Raw genomic sequence first — 18,695 nt, 5'->3', positions numbered from 1 at the left:
GCACGAATAGTAAGTTTTAGTACAGCAAGCAATTTTGCTTTTTCTACATTATTGTCAATTCTTCTTATACTTCTAAATTGATCGTGATTGGAGAAAACAATTGTAGGCATCAATGGATGTTGATATTCACGCTCATATTCTTCAATTTTATGTTTGAAAAATTTTGCATTAAATTTAAAATATAATATATCAAATAAAAATATTATATGTAAGCCATCTTTATTGCCTAAGTATTTTCTTTTTAGTTGATGAATGCCAAACACTTCGCCAAGCAACATTCGTTCTGGTTCAAATTCATTTATTACTTGCCTTAGTTCTTTTGCAAGTGCAAAATTTCCATCTTGATTTACAGAATATTTTCTCAGCTGAAAATTTCCACCAGGATAATCATGCGATGGAATAATATGTTTCAAAGAAAATGGATTGTCTCTAAAATCTTTATCTTTTATAATGCAATTAAAAATATCTAAACGAAAACCATCAACACCATTAGCCAACCAAAATCTGCAAATATCAAACATAGTTTGTCTTACTTCTTCGTTTCTATAATTCAAATCTGGTTGAAATGGAAGAAACGAAGCATAATAATATTGATCTCTTTCTGCACAATATTTCCAACCTTTGGCTAACAATACTTTTCCAATTGTTTGGTTTGTCTTTCCAAATATACCAATCAGCTTTTGGATTGTTTTTGCTTTGCTTAGATTCTAAAAACCATGGATGTTGGTCTGATGTATGATTCATCACCATATCAAAAACTATTTTTAAATTTCGTTGATGACATTCATCTATCAATTGTTTAGCATCATCTAGCGTACCATATTCTGGAGCTATTTGTAAATAGTCTGCCACGTCATACCCAAAATCTACTTGAGGCGAAGCATAGAAAGGAGAAATCCAGATGGTTTCAAATCCTAAGTTTTTTATGTAATCTAGTTGCTGAATAATGCCTTGTAAATCGCCAATACCATCGCCATTCCTGTCTTTATAAGACCTAGGATAAATTTGATAAATTGTAGTTTTGTATATCCAACTCATTATTATAAATAAATTAAATTATAAAAAATCATAAAGTTTAATAGATGTTATGTAAGATAATATTAATAATTCATTCAAACACATTGATTATCTTAGTGGAATAATTTTTATTCATGAAGAAAGTTTTAATTGGCATAGCTGCAGTATTTTTTGTTTTAATTGCTGCGGCAATTATAGTTCCGTTAGTTTTTAAAAAGGAAATCGTTCAATTAGCATACGATGAGATTGAAAAAAAGGTAGATGCAAAGACAAATGTTGGAGATATAAATTTATCTATATTAAAGAATATTAGAAATTTTCCAAACATTGCATTATCATTAGATGATGTAACACTTGTTGGCAAAAATGAATTTGATGGTGATACATTATTAAACTTAGGTAATTTAAAAGCATCATTGGATATAATGAGTGTAATAAAAGGCGAAGAATATAAAGTTGAGGCAATTGAATTATACGATGTAAAATTAAATGCTATTGTAAATAAAAATGGACTAGCAAACTGGAATATTATAAAACCAAGTGATGATACAACTACAAGTGAACCATCAAAATTTAAACTTGCATTAAATAAACTGATTCTTGATAATGTAAATCTATATTATGATAATTTACAAACTAGCGATGTACTCAAAGTAGAAAATATTCAACATAAAGGTAAAGGCGATTTTAGCACAGATATATTTGATTATATTTCAACAACAGAAATTGAGAAGCTATCAGTTCAACAAGGATTGATAAAATACTTGAGTAATGCAATACTTAAATTTGATAGTAAAATAAATATTAATCAGAAAGAAAATAAATATACGTTCAAAGATAATAAATTAGAATTAAATGATTTAGGTTTGTTGTTCAGTGGGTTCGTGCAAGCAGAAGAAGACAAAACAAACCTTGATGTTAATTTCAAAGCAGATAAAACAAATTTTAAATCTATACTTTCACTTATTCCAGCAATCTATGCAAAAGATTTTAATAGTATAAAAGCATCAGGAAATGTAGACTTAAGTGGAAGTGCAAAAGGTACTTTAGTCGGCGACAATTACCCAAATTTCAATGCATTACTAAAAGTTGATAACGGACAGTTTCAATACCCAGATTTGCCTACTGCAGTAAATAATGTTTTTATAAATGCTAATGTTCAGCACCAACAAGGCAACTTAGACGAAACTGTAATAGATATTTCGAGACTAGATTTTAAAATGGGAACAGAACCAATACAAGCAAAACTAAGAATTGCAACACCACTCTCTGATCCAGATGTAAATTTACTTGCCAAAGGAAAATTAAATCTAGCTAATGTTTTAAAAATCTATCCAATGGAAGACATAGATAAATTAAGCGGTAATGCAAATATAGATTTAGCAATAAAAGCAAGAATGTCAGATGTAGAAAAGAAAAATTATACAGCTATTCAAGCAAGTGGAATTGTACAAGGAAACAATATTGAGTATGCATCCAAAGATGTTCCAAAGCCAGTGAGTGTTAGCAATTTGACAATGAATTTTTCGCCACAATACATAGCATTAGAACAATGCAAAGCATTATTAGCAAATTCAGATTTTGATATTACTGGAAAATTAGAAAACTACATTGGTTATTTTTTATCAAATAATGGAGTACTTTCAGGAAAACTAAATATCAATTCAAATAAAATAGATGCCAACCAATTTCTGCCAGATTCAACAAGTGCCAATCAATCAAAAGCACAACAAGCCAAAGAAGTTGTACGTATACCAAAGAATGTAGATTTTATAGCTACTACAAAAGTTGGAGAATTATTATACGATAAGCTTACATTGAAAAATATTGAAGGCAATACAAACATCAAAGACGAACAACTAACACTCAATAATCTTTCAGCACAATTATTAGGTGGCAGTGCAATCATTTCTGGTTTTTATAATACCAAAACAGATATACCAACAGCAAAATTAAATTATAATATATCTAATTTTAACATACAAGAAGTGTATAAATTTGTTGATGTTGCACAACAAGCAGCACCAATTATGAAACACATTGAAGGCAACTTTACTTCAAATATGAATATCACATCTACACTAACACCAGATTTGTCGCCAGTATTGAATACAATAAGTGGTACAGCAAATTTCAAAATGCCTTGGGCAAATATTAGTGGCGTAAATACAATGAAAAAAATCATTGAAACAACTAAATTGAAACAATTAGAAAATATAAGAATAGAAAACATTGACATCAATACAACAATAGCTAATGGTAGAATTTTAGTACAACCATTTACTGTAAAAGCAAATAATATGAACATGACAGTTGGTGGTTCGCAAGGTTTAGACCAAACATTAGATTATGCAGTTGCTATTGATGTGCCATGGCAAGATTTAAATCAAGAAGCAGGTGCTTTTGCAAAAAATCTATTAGCAAAAAATCCAATACCACAATTAAATAACGCAATTCCAGAAGTTGTAAGAATTAATCTGAAAGTAACAGGCACAGCCAAAGATCCAAAAATCACTGTAGGCAAACCAGATGGAAAAATCGGTAGTGGTGCAATGAAAGATGTAGTGAAAGAACAAGTACAAGAGCAAGTGCAACAAATAAAAGAAGAAGCAAAACAAACTTTTGATACACTAAAAACGCAAGCCAAAGAAACAGCAAAGCAAACATTAAATAATCTTATTTCTGGTAATAAAAATGATAGTACAGCAACCAACCCAGTTGATAATATCAAAAAAACAGGCGAAGATTTAAAAGAAAAATTTAAAGGTAAACTACCTTGGCAGAAATAATAATTTTATCTCAGATTTGTATTTTGTATACTAAGGAATAGGTGTCGCATTATTATAATCTTCTTCTGTGAATGTGAAAGTATAAATTTTAGGACATTTATCTTTTAGTATATAGCTATCGTTACAAAGTATATTTTTGCTTATACAGTCTGCTATTTCAGAAAGATACTTAATCTGTTTTGCATGCTCAAAGTTGATGATTATTGAATCAGCTTTTTCAATAGTATATCTGTTTTTTAGCAATTGACCATTAATTAATATAGTATCTATTTGGATATAATCATTATCAAATACGGTAAAGTAGATGTCTTTTGAAGTATTGTTTATATAAATATTTGATATGTCCTTATCACATTCTTTTACTACACAAGATTCTAATAAAGACATAAGTAATGTAATTGTTAATATATTTTTCATAAGCATTAATTGTAATTGTTTTTATAGGAATAAGGATTAGGTAATTTTTTACTTAATCTCATTCTTCTTTATAAATAAAATTAATAGCATCATTATCATTAGATTCCTTCTTGCAACTAATTATATAAACTGATGATATTATAATTGCCAAATATACTAAATATATTTTGTTTTTTTATAATATTATATTTTTCTAGTTTCAAAAATAGAATATAATTATATATAATGTTTTAAAATTTAGTTGTATAATAAAATTATAATGTTGTAAATTACAACTTAAAAACTATCATATGCAAAATATACGCAGAAACATAAAAGATGAGAGAAATAAATGGTGTGAAACAAGATGAGTTAGGTCGTTTACTTGGTATTTCATGTCAACAATTAGTAAGATTGAAAATAAAATTAATTATTTTAATAAATGCTAAATACAGAACAACTAAAAGAAAATTTCAAACATAGATTTGTAGAAAATCCTACTGCAATTTATTTTTCTCCAGGCAGAGTTAATTTAATTGGAGAACATATAGATTACAATGGTGGCTCTGTTTTTCCAGTTGCAATATCATTAGGTATTACAGCATTAGTTTCAACAAGAACAGACAACAATATCAAAATCTATGCTCAAGAATTTGAAGAAGAATTTACAATACAAATACAAAAACAATACGATATCAATCATCATTCTAATTGGATGAGATATGTATTAGCAACACTACAAGTATTATCAAATAATGGTGTATCATATCAAGGCACCAATATCTATCTTGCAAGCGATTTGCCATTGGGTGCTGGCTTATCATCTTCTGCGGCATTAGAATGTTTAATTGCTTTTATTTTTAATGAGCAATACTACGATAGCAACAGAACTCAACTAGCATTAGATGCACAGTTAGCAGAACGAAAATATGTTGGTGTAAATTGTGGTATCATGGATCAATTTGCTGTTGCACATGGCAAAAAAAACAATGCAATACTACTTGATTGTAATAGTTTAGAATACAAATATTGTGCAGCAAATTTTGGAGAATATAAAATTGTAATCATAAATAGCAATAAACCTAGAGCACTCGCAGAATCTAAATATAACGAAAGACGAAGCGAATGTGAAAAAGCATTTTCAACACTACAAAATTTCGATATTGCAGAAAGTTTGTGTAATGTGCATCAAATTTCATTAGCGTATTTAGAAGATGATATTTTGTATCAAAGAGCAAAACATGCCATTACTGAAAATGAAAGAGTAATGATTGCAACAGAATTATTGCAAAAAAATGAAATTAATGGATTTGGTAATTTATTGACTTTATCACATCAATCATTGGCGGAAGACTATGAAGTATCTTGCCATGAATTGGATATAATTGTAGAATATGCAACCAAACACGATGCATGTATAGGAGCAAGAATGACTGGCGCAGGATTTGGTGGTTGTTGTATTGCATTAGTAGAAGAAAAAAGAAAAGACGATTTTATTACATATATAGAAACACAATACAAAACAAATACAGAATACGATGCTTCATTTTACATTTGCGATATTTCTGATGGTATAAGAAGAATTGAGTAAGAATGATATAAACGTTAAATATTTTTACTTATATCATCTTCATATTTCACTATTTTTTTACTACATTGTTCAAATGAATTGGAGCAATTTATTTAGAGTAAAATCTATAGATAAAATTCTAGCAGAGAAAGAATCAAATCATATTCAAGATTTTCCACAACTTACCAAAAATCTTTCTGTTGTTGATTTAACATCATTAGGTATTGCAGCTATTGTTGGCGCAGGCATTTTTAGTACTATTGGCTCAGCTTGCGCAGATGGTGGCCCAGCAGTAAGTTTATTATTTGTTGGTATTGCAGTTGCCTGTGGATTTTCAGCATTATGCTACGCAGAATTTGCATCTAGAATTCCAATTGCAGGAAGTGCATATACTTATGCTTATGCAACATTCGGAGAAATTATTGCATGGATTATTGGTTGGGATTTAATACTAGAATACGCAATTGGAAATATAACAGTTTCGATTGCATGGGCTGGCAATTTTGTAAAATTCTTACAAGACTGTGGCGTAGAAAGATGGTTAAATAATATTGGTTATGAGTTTCCATATTACCTAACAACATAATTTGTAGAAGCACAAAAAAACATACCAGAATTGTATGCTTCAGCACCACAAATTTTTGGAATTCCAATAATAATTAATCTACCAGCATTCTTTATCAATTTTATCATCACAGCATTAGTATATATTGGAATCAAAGAATCTAAAAGATTTGCCAATAGTATGGTTGTGTTTAAAGTAAGTGTTATACTAATCATCATTGCAATAGGAATTTTTTATGTGCAACCAGAAAATTGGAGCCCATTTGCACCAAATGGTTTTTCTGGAGTTATCAAAGGTGTTTCTGCAGTATTTTTTGCATACATAGGCTTTGATGCAATTTCTACTACAGCAGAAGAATGCAAAAATCCACAACGAGATCTGCCACGAGGAATGTTTTATGCATTAATCATCGCTACTTTATTATATGTATTAGTTAGTCTAGTACTCACAGGAATGGTGCATTATTCTAAATTAAATAATGAAGCATTTTTAGCAAATGCATTTACACAAGTAGGTATGAATTGGATTGGTGGACTAATAGCATTTTCTGCACTCATTGCTACAGCAAGTGTACTATTAGTATTTCAGATAGGTCAGCCACGTATTTGGATGAGCATAAGCAGAGATGGTTTATTACCAAAAAGATTTTCAAAAATCCATCCTAAATATAAAACACCATCATACGCAACAATAGTTACAGGCGTTTTAGTTGGCGTGCCATCATTATTTTTAGATGCAAATTTAGTAACTGATTTATGTAGCATAGGCACACTATTTGCATTTGTATTAGTTTGTGGTGGCGTTCTTATTTTACAACAAAAAGAAAAACTAGAAGATAACAACCAATATGTATCAAAGTTTCGAGTACCATATATCAATGGAACATGGGCAATGCTGGTGCTTTGGGTTGCTTTAATTGCAATATTTAGCACAAATACACAAGCTAGAAATTATTTATCTCAAACATTTTCATTAGAAGGTGGATATGATACATGGAAACATCAAATACTAAATTGGGTATTTATTTTAATATTTATTGTAATAAGTATACTGACAATAATAAAAAGATGGTCAGCAATTCCTGTATTAGGATTATTATCTTGCAGTTATCTACTTTCAACACTAGGACTAGAAAACTGGATTAGATTTTTAGTTTGGATGTTAATAGGTATTGTAATATATGCATTGTATAGTTATAAAAACAGCAAACTACATCCAAATAAATAGATAGTTTAATCTTCTTTTTGGTTTAATAATAAGGCACATCTATCTACAATTGATTTAGCAAATGATGATATTGTTTGTGTATAATATTGAATATATTGTTTTAAATAGTTTTTAGTTGAAACTGGTTTTGATTGCTTTTGAAATGTAGTGTCATTCTTGTACATCATTTCACCATACGCAGCTTTTTTGTTCTGATAGAAAATAAAATAATTTGCAGCTATACTATCTGTCTCTGATTTTATTAATTGATTTTTTGAATACATCACGTACAATAGTGGCACAGATGTATTTGTGACAATATCATATTCAAAACTATTTGACAATGTTGGAACATGTATTAAAAGTTTAGTGTTGAGTAGTAATTGTTTCAATTGAAGACTATCAGCATATGCATAAAAATATTTTGAAAATAATAATTGAACAATACTATCATTGATGCTAATTTTATAAGAACTTGAATTGTGCCAATAAAATATTGCAGGAATTAGCTTAGACTTTATTTTCTCAACATGCACATCACCAATTGTTGTATCTAATTTTCCATAACTCAAGAATAGATAATTGGAATCAATGCCATAGTTTTCATTTTTTATTTTACCAATCTCTTGTTGCATGATTGATGCAATTTTCCTCGTATTGGTACATGACACAACAAAAAGCAATAGAAATATCAAATAGTATAAATTTCTTAGCATTGTTTAAGATGCTAAAAATAATAAATTACATTTTACTAATGTTTAATTTGAAATTTATTTCTACTTTCGCTTATGATGTCGCAAGCAACAAAAATTCCAACAATTGGCGTAATTGGTGGCGGACAATTAGGCAAAATGCTAATACAAAAAGCTATGCAATGGTCTGTTCCAATTATTATCTTAGACAAAGATAAAGATTGTGTTTCTGCAATATACGCACATCATCATATTATAAAAGATATCAAATCTGTAGAAGGCTTAGATGAATTGGCTGCACAGTCTGATGTAATAACTTATGAGATTGAACACACAAACACTCAGAAACTAATAGAATTAGAAGAAGCAGGAAAAATAATTATTCCATCACCAAGAGCATTAGAAATTATACAAGATAAAGGCAAACAAAAATTGTTTTATCAAACACATAAAATTCCAACTGCAGATTTTTTTATTGCAGAAAATAAAACTGAGTTATTAGAAAAACTTCAAGACTTTAATTCAGAAAAAGTTGTAGTAAAATCATGCATTGGAGGATACGATGGGAAAGGTGTGTATATTGATACAAGTAGGAATATTATTGAAAACGTTAATATCATTCCATTTGATGATGCAGTAATGGTAGAAAAATTTGTACCATGCAAAGCAGAAATTGCTGTACTTGCAGCACAAGATACTTATGGCAATATCGAAATCTATCCAGCTATAGAAATGGAATTTGACAAACAATCAAATTTAGTAAGCTACTTACACACGCCAGCAAATATTCCAATTTACATAGAAGAAAAAGCAAAAGAAATTGCCAAGCAATGTCTAAATGCATTCAACAGTGCAGGCTTGTTTGCCATTGAGTTTTTTTTAAGCGAAGATTTAGATTTATTGGTGAATGAGATAGCACCACGTCCACACAATTCTGCGCATCATACCATCGAAGGTTTCTATACATCACAATATGAGCAATTATTAAGGATTTTATTAAAATTGCCTCTTGGCAAAACTGAGTTCAAAATGCCATGTGCCATGTTGAATATTGTTGCAGGCAATAATCAAGAAGGAACTTACATACTACCATACATCAAAGAATTATCTAGCATGAAAGGTGTTTATGTACATTTATATGGGAAAAAGATAGCAAAGCCTAATCGTAAATTAGGACATATAACAATTTGTTTGCCTACCAAAGAAGAAGTATTAAATACAACAAACTTAGTTAGAAATTTATTATCAATCGAAATAATAGAATAGATGGTTTTAGTTACTGGAGCATCAGGTTTTGTAGGCGGAGAGTTGGTACATCAATTAGTAGCAAATGGAGAACAAGTTAGAATTATAGTAAGGAAAAATTCTAATATAAATTATCTAAAAAATATCATATCTAAAATCGATGTTGTAGAAGCAGATATTCTAGATATTATGAGCTTAGAAGAAGCTTTTGTAGGTGTAGAAAAAATATACCATAGTGCGGCTATTATAGCATACAATAAAAAACAATACGATGCTATGTACAAAACAAATATTGAAGGCACAAGCAATGTTGTAAATGCAGCACTCAGTTGTGGCGTAAAAAAAATATTGTACATCAGTTCTATTGCAGCATTTGCAGCAAAGCCAAATACAATTGTTGATGAGGAAACTAAATGGGAAGAAAACGAATGGAATACAGCGTATGGTGTTACCAAACAAATGGCAGAAAGACAAATTTTTAGAGGAATAGAAGAAGGACTTGAAGCAACAATAATTAATCCAGGAATCATTATTGGCGTTGGCCATGATGAGCAAAAAAGTATAATGCAATTATTTAAAAGAATTGCAAAAGGGAAAATGCCATTTTATGTTCCTGGAAGAAATGGAATGATAGATGTAAAAGATGTTGTGAATATATCAATTTTGTTGATGAATGGTGCGTACAACAAAGAAAGGTTTATTGCAATAAATGAGAATATATATTTCAAAGATTATTTTCAGATGATAGCAAAAGCTGTAAATAAACCAGCACCAAAATACAAACTACCTAAAATAATAGCTACTATTGGATATACTATGGATGCAATTTTAAGCTTTATAAATCCAAATAGAAAAAGAGCGTACACTAAAGAAAATGCTAAAGTTGCTATGCAAGATTTTTTCTATAACAACCAAAAATTAAAACAGACATTAAACTATCAATTTATTCCTTTCGAAAATACAATTCAAGAAATTGTAAAAAAATTACCACATGAAAAATAGAGAAAAAATAATAGGCTATTGGTTGATGATTGGCGTGTTTATGCTAATGGTCCAAATATTTTTAGGTGGCGTTACACGACTTACAGGTTCTGGTCTTTCCATCACAGAATGGAATGCAATCATGGGTTTTATTCCACCTATGAATGATACAGAATGGAACACAGCATTTGAACAATACAAACAAATAGACCAATTCAAATTGGTCAATTCTACATTTACATTGTCAGAGTTTAAGCAAATATTTTTTTGGGAATTTACACATCGTTTTTGGGCAAGATTTATGGCATTGTGTGCATTTATTCCAATGATATATTTTATTATAAGAAAAATATTATTACCAAAAGATATAGGCAAATTAGTTTTAGTAATATTACTAGGTGGACTAGAAGGTTTAATGGGTTGGATAATGGTAGCAAGTGGATTAGAAAAAAATAAAGTTCTAGTAAATCCAGTAAAGTTGATGGGTCACCTACTCATAGCATCATTGATAGTAGGACTAACATATAGATTTGCATTAGGATATATTTATCCATCTATCAAACAATTTTCAAATAAAACAAAAAGTATATTGTCATTATTTATTATAATAATATTTATTCAAATTGGGTTTGGTGCACTTGTAGCTGGTTCAAAAGCTGCGTATAATTGCACAACATTTCCATTGATGAATGGTAGTTTTATTCCAGAAAATATAGGATTTCATCAGCCATATGTAGATTTTATTCACGAAAATAATGTAACACTACAATTCATTCATCGAATATTTGCGTACTTAATTTTTTCAATAAGTATCATTTTGTTTTTTAAATTCTCAAAACTTGATTACGTCAAGCAATTTCATACAACAAGATGGGTACTTTTGTTTGCTGTTTTCTTACAGTTATTTTTAGGTATAATGACATTGTTTTTTACAAAAGAAAGAATACCAATTTTTTGGGCAGAAGCACATCAATTAGGTGCATTCTTTATATTATTGAGTAGTATTTCAATGTATTTTTTCGCAACTAAAAGAACTTAATTTTGTACCAATTTAAAATCAATCAGACAAATAGCTTGCATACAGCAAGATATTTTATTGCTCATGGTATTAATTTGTTTGGCTTCACTCTTGATGCATTAGAACCCAATCATGTTAGTATTGATAAACTAAATGATATTCAGAAATGGTTGTACCAACCAATTGTCATACTTGAAATTGCTAACCATCAATCAGCTGATGAAATTGCATTTTTAATAGAAAAACAAACGCACAATTAATTCAAATAAATTATAATCATCCAGAATTTGATAGTATATCCAAAAAGTATAATGACATTTTTATACAAATTGACACACAGTATTTAAGTCAATTAGAAAACATACAACAAAACTCAAATATAATAATTAATATTAATAATAATGATGATATTAATTTAATTAATACTAATATGAATAAATATAATGTATATATTAATGCAATAAATTTTGATGTACTAAAAAATACATTACAACATATTCAACCATATGGTATTTGCATTCCAAACTTACCTAATCAAGATGATGATATTCCTTATGAAATGTATGAAAGCTATCTTGATTTAGATGCCTAAATCTTTTTTTGGTTTATTAACGGCATCAAACAAAATCTCAACAGGATGTAGCGCAACTCTATTTGTTCCATCTTTTATTTGATGTCTACAACTTGTGCCTGGCGCAGCAATTATAGTATCATCTGTCGTATTTCTTACAGCAGGAAACAAAACTAATTCACCAACTTGCATAGATACATCATAGTGTTCTGCTTCGTAGCCAAAGCTACCAGCCATGCCACAACAACCACTAGGAATCACATCTACAGTGTAGTTTTCTGGTAAGCTCATTATCCATGCAGAATAATTTACTGACGATAAAGCTTTCTGATGGCAATGTCCATGCAGTTTTATTTGTTTGCTTCCTTTTGTAAAACTATCACTATTTATATTGCCTGATTGAATTTCTTTGTATAAAAACTCTTCAATGGTTAAGCAATTTTCAGCAATTTTCTTTGCATCTTGTTGCAGATGTTTATCTACCAATCTTGGATATTCATCTCTGAAAGATAGAATTGCAGAAGGTTCAATGCCAACAAGTGGCGTGTCGCTATTTATCCAACTTTTAAATACAGAAACATTAAAATTTGCTAATGCTTTTGCTTCATCTAATAAACCTTTGGATAAGTATGTTCTGCCACTTTCTTTATGTGCAATATAATCTATTTCGTAGCCTAATAAATTTAATAAAGAAATTGTTTTTATTCCAATTGGTGTATCATTATAATTTGTAAATTCATCAATAAATAAATATATCTTTTTCTTACGTAATTTTACGTTCTGTTTATCCTTTATTTTTTTAAAATATTGTTCTAAAGTTTGTTTGTGCAACAATGGCAAACTTCTTTGTGGCGCAAAATTTAATTGTTTTTTTAGCTGACCAGAAAAGAATTTATTAGCCAAAAACACATTGCTAATACCAGAAATCTTTGAACCTAATGCATTTAATTTTGTAATGTTTGCAATGGCTTTAGTTCTTAATGGTATGCCATTTGATTTATAATATTGATATAAGAATTCTGCTTTCAATGTAGGTATATCTACATTTGATGGACATTCTGATGTGCAACCTTTGCAAGACAAACACAAGTCCATTACTTCATATATTTCTTGATGGTCAAAGCTATTTTCTTTCGTTGATTGTGTCAAGAAATCTCTAAGAATATTTGCTCTAGCTCTTGTTGTATCATTTTCATTCTTTGTAGCCATATAAGATGGACACATTGAGCCACCACTCAAAGGTAGTTTTCTACAATCTCCACTACCATTACATTTTTCTGCTGCTCTTAAAATTCCTTCATCATTAGAAAAATCAAAGATAGTATTAAATTGTTTGGTCACTTGGTTTTCTTCATATCTTAATGAAGTATCCATTGGTGGTGTATCTACAATCTTATTTGGATTTAAGATATTATTTGGGTCAAAGGTATATTTTAGTTTTCGTAGTAATTCATAGTTCTCATTACCAATCATTAATGGAATAAATTCGCCACGTACTCTACCATCACCATGTTCTCCACTTAATGAACCATTGTATTTTTTTACCAATTTAGCAGATTCAGTCCCAATTGTTCTGAATAGCTGCCTGTCTTCTTTTACTTTTAAATCTAAAATTGGCCTTAAGTGCAATTCGCCAGCGCCAGCATGTGCATAATACACAGATTGTTGCCCATACTTTTTCATCATTTGCTCAAATTCTAAGATATATGATGGCAAGTCTTCTATAGCTACTGCTGTATCTTCAACAACTGCTACTGCTTTTTTATCTCCTGGAATATTTGCTAATAAACCTAAACCTGCTTTTCTTAAACTCCATAATTTTTGTATATCATTGCCTTCAAGAAAAGGGAAGTGGTAGCCTAAATCTTCTTTTTCTAATAGTAATTGAAATTGCTTTGCATGCTTTAATGCTTGTTCTTTATCATCTGATGAAAATTCTACACATAAAATTGCAGCTGGATCTCCTTTTACAAAAAATCTGTTTTTGCTATATTCTATACTAGATTTTGTACAATCTAATATAATCTTATCCATTAGCTCACAAGCTGATGGAGATAGCTTCATAGCTGCAACTGTTGCTTTTAAACTTTCTTCTAATTGCTTAAAATGTGCAGCAACAACAACTTTATGTGGTGGTGGTACAGGAACTAAATTTACTTTTATTTCTGTTATAAATAATAAGGTACCTTCAGATCCACAAATTAATTCAGCCAAGTTAAATGGTCTGCCATGTTCTGCAAATGGACATTGTTCTAACAATGCATCTAATGCATAACCTGTATTTCTTCTATGTATATTAGTACTTGGATATTGTTCCTCTATATTTTTCTGAACTTCTTTATTACTTAGTTGATCTTGGATGAAACTATATATGTCGCCTTCTAATGTCGTTAATGTCGTTTTCTGTTTTAATTCTTCAGGAGATAGTTGATGTATGTGTATTTCATCTCCATTGCTCAAAAATCCTTTAATTTCTAATACATGATTTCTTGTAGAACCATATACGATAGAATTTGTTCCACATGAGTTGTTACCTACCATTCCACCAATTGTTGCTCTGTTAGCAGTTGATGTCTCTGGACCAAAATATAAGTTGTGTTTTTTTAAATAATAATTTAATTCATCTCTAATTACACCAGGTTGCACAATAACCCAGTTTTCAGTTTCATTTATATCAATTATTTTATTTAGATACCTTGAAATATCTACAACAATACCTTTGCCTACAACTTGTCCACCTAGTGATGTGCCTGCTGCTCGTGGTATAAGTGATACTTTATGCTGATTTGAAAACTGAATTAATTTTTTAATGTCATCATTATTCTTTGGATACGCAACTGCTAATGGGTATTCTTTATACACAGAAGCATCTGTGGCATACAAAATCTGCATTTTTTTATCAGTAAAAAAATCTCCTTCTAACGTAGACCCAAATTGTTGTAAAATACTTAGTTCAATCATTATTTCATTGCTTAATTCCTATTTACAAAAGTAATCATATAACCACAGTTATACTTTGTTTTTGGAAATATTAGCAAGATATAATATTGATTTAAATCTTACTTAGCAAACAATACTAGAATGGCAAATCATCATCTATTGTACTTGAGCTTTGTGAAACTGGCTCTTGGCTATAATCTGGTTGATAATTTTGTGGTGCTGAATAGCTAGATGAATCAGAAGATTGTCTTTGTACTTTCCAAGCTCTTACATCTGTGTACCATCTTCCGTTATATTCTCTACTTTCTAAATCAAATGATATCGTTACTTCTCCGTTTTCTTTAACATTAGATTGTTCAATCTTATCGCCCCAAATAGAAAAACATACTTTTTTGGGTGCATAATTTCCATTTGGCACTTCCAATACATATTCTTGTTTCTTCCATACGCCATTTTTGCCTTCTCCTGTTACCAATGGCATTACTTGTGTGATTTTTCCTTTAATTTCCATACAACAAAACTAAGAAAATTTTTTTAAACTAGATTTAATATTCGTTTATATGAAAATATGAAAGTATTTACATATATTTGTACGATGAAAAACAAAATTGAAAATATAGAACAGCTAGAAAAAGCAGCTTTTATTCTAAAGACAGTTGCGCATCCAGCAAGATTAGCAATTATAGAATTACTAAGAAACAACAATAGGCTTACTGTAACAGAAATCATTGAAAGCATAGAAGTAGAACAATCGCTAACATCGCATCATCTAAATAATATGAAAATAAAAGGAATATTGGGTAGTGTACGTGAAGGTAAACAGATATTCTATTTTCTAAAAGAAAAGATGTTGCTAAAGTAATAGATTGTATTAGAAATTGTAATGCAAACATGTAATGGAAATATTTGGTCTTATAGCTTGTTTATTTATTGGAATATCATTAGGACTGATTGGTGGCGGTGGTTCTATCCTAACAGTTCCTGTATTGGTGTATATATTTAAAGTAGATGCAGTATTAGCTACATCATATTCATTATTTATAGTAGGTATTTCAAGTATAGCTGGAAGTTTATCAGCTTATAGAAATAAATTAATAGATTTTAAAACTGCCTTAATATTTGGTACGCCATCTATTGTTGTAGTATTTCTTACTCGAAAGTTTCTTATTCCACTCATTCCAGATACAATAATTCAACTCAATCAATTAATTATTACAAAGCAAATATTCTTACTAATAATTTTTGCACTTTTAATGATTGTGGCATCTTACAATATGATAAGATCTAAATCAGTAGAAGATTAAACTAATGGTCAAATTTCATACAATTATCCATTAATATTAATAGAAGGTGTGGTAGTTGGATTATTTACAGGTTTAGTTGGTGCAGGTGGTGGATTTTTAATTATTCCAGCATTGGTATTGCTTACAAAATTGCCTATGAAAAAAGCTGTAGGCACATCACTATTAATCATTGCAACAAAATCTTTAATAGGATTTGTTGGAGATTTATCTCATTTAGAAATAGATTGGACATTTTTATTAAAGATTACATCTATCGCAATTGTTGGAATATTTATAGGTACACATTATAACAAAAAGGTTGATGCACAAAAACTAAAAATTGGCTTCGGTTGGTTTGTATTAGCTATGGGCATATATATTCTGATTAAAGAATTATTGATTAAATAAGAGTTAGTATGGATTTAGACAAAAACTTTTGGGACAAACAATGGCAAAGCAAACAAACAGCTTGGGATATTGGCTATGCTTCTACACCAATTGTAAATTATTTTAAAACATTACCAAACAAGAATTACAATATTCTAATTGTTGGATGTGGCAATGCATATGAAGCTGAATATCTTTTATCAAATGGATTTGGCAATATTACAATTATAGATATAGCACCAACTGTAGTAAGTCAATTATTACTAAAATTTGAAAAATATGTTGGTAAAGAACTAAGCATTATTGCTGGAGATTTTTTTATGCATTCAGGTAAGTATGATATAATTATTGAGCAGACATTTTTTTGTGCATTAAAACCAAATTTGCGCACAGCTTATAAGGATAAAATGTATGAGCTATTAAATAAAGATGGAATAATTGCAGGGTTACTATTTAATAGAGAATTTGAACAAAATCCACCATTTGGTGGCTCAAAATCTGAATATGAGTTATTGTTCCAAGAGAAATTTTTGATACAAAAAATGGAAGAATGTACACAATCAATACCACAGCGTGCTGGTACAGAATTATGGATAGAATTAATTAAAAAATAAAAAATACAATATGAAAGTAGAACAAATTTACACAGGATGTTTAGCTGTAGCAGCTTATTACATTGAGTCAGAAGGCGAAGTAGCCATCATTGATCCATTGCGTGAAATGCAACCTTATATTGAAAAAGCTAAGAAAGACAACGCAACAATAAAGTATGTATTAGAAACACATTTTCATGCAGATTTTGTATCAGGACATATAGATTTAGCAAAAAAAACAGGAGCAACAATTGTATACGGTCCAGAAGCTCAACCAAGTTTTGATGCATATATTGCAAAAGATGGTGAAGAATTAAAACTAGGCAATGTTACCATCAAAGTATTACACACACCAGGTCATACTATTGAATCTACAACATACTTACTAAAAGATGAAAAAAACAATGATATATGTATATTTTCTGGAGATACATTATTTATTGGTGATGTAGGTAGACCAGACTTGGCAGTGAAAACACATCTTACTAAAGAAGATTTAGCAGGATTATTATATGACTCAATTCATCAAAAAATTATGCCTTTACATGATGATATTATTGTGTATCCAGGACATGGTGCAGGTTCTGCATGTGGCAAAAATATGAGCAAAGATACTTTTAGTACATTAAAATATCAGAAAGAACATAACTACGCATTGCAAGCAAAAACCAAAGAAGAATTTGTGCAACAAGTAACAGATGGATTAACGCCACCACCACAATATTTTCCAAAGAATGCATTGTTAAATAAAAATGGGTACGAAAGCATAAATGATGTATATGAAAAAGGTTTAAAAGCATTGAATCCAGATGAGTTTGAACAAATTGCCAACGACACTGATGCATTAATAATAGACACAAGAGATAAAGCAGATTTTACGAACGTACATATACCAAATTCAATTTTTATAGGATTGAATGGAAGTTTCGCAAAGATGGGTTGGTGCGTTAATCACAGATTTGAAACAACCTATTCTTTTAGTTTGCGAAATTGGCAAAGAAGAAGAAGCAATAACTAGATTGGCGCGCGTTGGATATGATAATACACTAGGTTATTTGAAAGGTGGAATGGCAGCATGGATTAATGAAAATAAAGAAACAGATAGCATAAAATCTATCGATGCTGAACAATTAGAGCAAATGATAATTCAAGAAAATATTAATTTAATTGATGCTAGAAAACCAACAGAATATAATGCAGAACATGCTGCAATAGCACAAAACAAACCATTAGATTATATTAATGAATGGATTTCAGACTTAGATAAAGCAAACACATATTACATACATTGTGCTAGTGGCTATCGCTCTGTAATAATGATATCAATATTAAAAGCTCGTGGATATCATAATGTAATAGATATTGATGGTGGCTTTAAAGCAATGACAGAAACAAATATTGCAAAGACAAACTATGTTTGCCCAAGCACATTAAAATAATTA

The 18,695-nt window shown here is 29.7% G+C and carries 13 protein-coding genes and 5 pseudogenes; 13 read left to right on the top strand and 5 right to left on the bottom strand.

Features of this window, described 5'->3' with window-relative positions; all coding sequences use genetic code 11:
• Positions 1-218: 218 nt before the first annotated feature.
• Positions 219-1,038, bottom strand: a pseudogene (locus IPK18_04670) (hypothetical protein).
• 113 nt (positions 1,039-1,151) lie between these two features.
• Between IPK18_04670 and IPK18_04665 the strand changes: the two are divergent.
• Complete coding sequence (locus tag IPK18_04665; protein ID QQR98813.1) at positions 1,152-3,806, top strand: hypothetical protein; 2,655 nt, start codon at positions 1,152-1,154, stop codon at positions 3,804-3,806.
• 30 nt (positions 3,807-3,836) lie between these two features.
• On the opposite strand, the gene IPK18_04660 is transcribed toward IPK18_04665, so the two are convergent.
• Complete coding sequence (locus IPK18_04660) at positions 3,837-4,223, bottom strand: hypothetical protein (protein ID QQR98812.1); 387 nt, start codon at positions 4,221-4,223, stop codon at positions 3,837-3,839.
• A gap of 318 nt (positions 4,224-4,541) precedes the next feature.
• On the opposite strand from IPK18_04660, the gene IPK18_04655 reads away from it, so the two are divergent.
• The 3 genes and pseudogenes from IPK18_04655 (at position 4,542) to IPK18_04645 (ending at position 7,564) form a co-directional block, all read left to right on the top strand.
• Entirely contained in the window at positions 4,542-4,685 is a 144-nt protein-coding gene (locus IPK18_04655) for a hypothetical protein (protein QQR98811.1), read from the top strand.
• The gene (locus IPK18_04650; GenBank protein QQR98810.1) at positions 4,645-5,793 is read left to right on the top strand and encodes a galactokinase; all 1,149 of its coding nucleotides are present in this window, start codon (positions 4,645-4,647) and stop codon (positions 5,791-5,793) included. Before IPK18_04655 ends, IPK18_04650 begins: the two co-directional genes overlap by 41 nt.
• A gap of 73 nt (positions 5,794-5,866) precedes the next feature.
• Positions 5,867-7,564: pseudogene (locus IPK18_04645) on the top strand (amino acid permease).
• 5 nt (positions 7,565-7,569) lie between these two features.
• Here the strand turns inward: IPK18_04645 and IPK18_04640 are convergent.
• Entirely contained in the window at positions 7,570-8,178 is a 609-nt protein-coding gene (locus IPK18_04640) for a hypothetical protein (protein QQR98809.1), read from the bottom strand.
• Positions 8,179-8,331: 153 nt separating this feature from the next.
• Between IPK18_04640 and IPK18_04635 the strand changes: the two genes are divergently transcribed.
• The 5 genes from IPK18_04635 to IPK18_04615 all read left to right on the top strand — a co-directional run bounded on the left by IPK18_04635 (position 8,332) and on the right by IPK18_04615 (position 12,071).
• Complete coding sequence (locus IPK18_04635) at positions 8,332-9,501, top strand: 5-(carboxyamino)imidazole ribonucleotide synthase (protein QQR98808.1); 1,170 nt, start codon at positions 8,332-8,334, stop codon at positions 9,499-9,501.
• Positions 9,502-10,482: an NAD-dependent epimerase/dehydratase family protein gene (locus IPK18_04630; GenBank protein ID QQR98807.1), complete on the top strand. Its 981-nt coding sequence runs from the start codon at positions 9,502-9,504 to the stop codon at positions 10,480-10,482.
• On the top strand, positions 10,472-11,500 hold the full coding sequence (locus IPK18_04625; protein QQR98806.1) for a COX15/CtaA family protein: 1,029 nt from the start codon (positions 10,472-10,474) through the stop codon (positions 11,498-11,500). The genes IPK18_04630 and IPK18_04625 overlap by 11 nt, the downstream gene beginning before the upstream one ends.
• A 2-nt stretch (positions 11,501-11,502) precedes the next feature.
• Entirely contained in the window at positions 11,503-11,739 is a 237-nt protein-coding gene (locus IPK18_04620; protein QQR98805.1) for a hypothetical protein, read from the top strand.
• A 170-nt stretch (positions 11,740-11,909) separates the two neighbouring features.
• The gene (locus IPK18_04615; GenBank protein QQR98804.1) at positions 11,910-12,071 is read left to right on the top strand and encodes a hypothetical protein; all 162 of its coding nucleotides are present in this window, start codon (positions 11,910-11,912) and stop codon (positions 12,069-12,071) included.
• Here the strand turns inward: IPK18_04615 and IPK18_04610 are convergent.
• Positions 12,060-15,011, bottom strand: a complete 2,952-nt coding sequence (locus IPK18_04610; GenBank protein QQR98803.1) for an FAD-binding protein — start codon at positions 15,009-15,011, stop codon at positions 12,060-12,062. The genes IPK18_04615 and IPK18_04610 overlap by 12 nt on opposite strands.
• Before the next feature lie 115 nt (positions 15,012-15,126).
• On the bottom strand, positions 15,127-15,501 hold the full coding sequence (locus IPK18_04605) for a DUF3127 domain-containing protein (protein ID QQR98802.1): 375 nt from the start codon (positions 15,499-15,501) through the stop codon (positions 15,127-15,129).
• Positions 15,502-15,585: 84 nt separating this feature from the next.
• Here IPK18_04605 and IPK18_04600 point away from each other — a divergent pair.
• The 4 genes and pseudogenes from IPK18_04600 to IPK18_04585 all read left to right on the top strand — a co-directional run bounded on the left by IPK18_04600 (position 15,586) and on the right by IPK18_04585 (position 18,692).
• Positions 15,586-15,887: pseudogene (locus tag IPK18_04600) on the top strand (winged helix-turn-helix transcriptional regulator).
• A pseudogene (locus IPK18_04595) lies at positions 15,887-16,681 on the top strand (sulfite exporter TauE/SafE family protein). Before IPK18_04600 ends, IPK18_04595 begins: the two co-directional pseudogenes overlap by 1 nt.
• A gap of 8 nt (positions 16,682-16,689) precedes the next feature.
• The gene (locus tag IPK18_04590; GenBank protein QQR98801.1) at positions 16,690-17,274 is read left to right on the top strand and encodes a methyltransferase domain-containing protein; all 585 of its coding nucleotides are present in this window, start codon (positions 16,690-16,692) and stop codon (positions 17,272-17,274) included.
• 10 nt (positions 17,275-17,284) lie between these two features.
• A pseudogene (locus tag IPK18_04585) lies at positions 17,285-18,692 on the top strand (MBL fold metallo-hydrolase).
• Positions 18,693-18,695: the final 3 nt, after the last annotated feature.

The organism is Sphingobacteriales bacterium (genome assembly GCA_016699615.1).
Classification (GTDB): domain Bacteria; phylum Bacteroidota; class Bacteroidia; order Chitinophagales; family JADIYW01; genus JADJSS01.
This window is presented reverse-complemented; position numbering and strand designations above follow the sequence as displayed.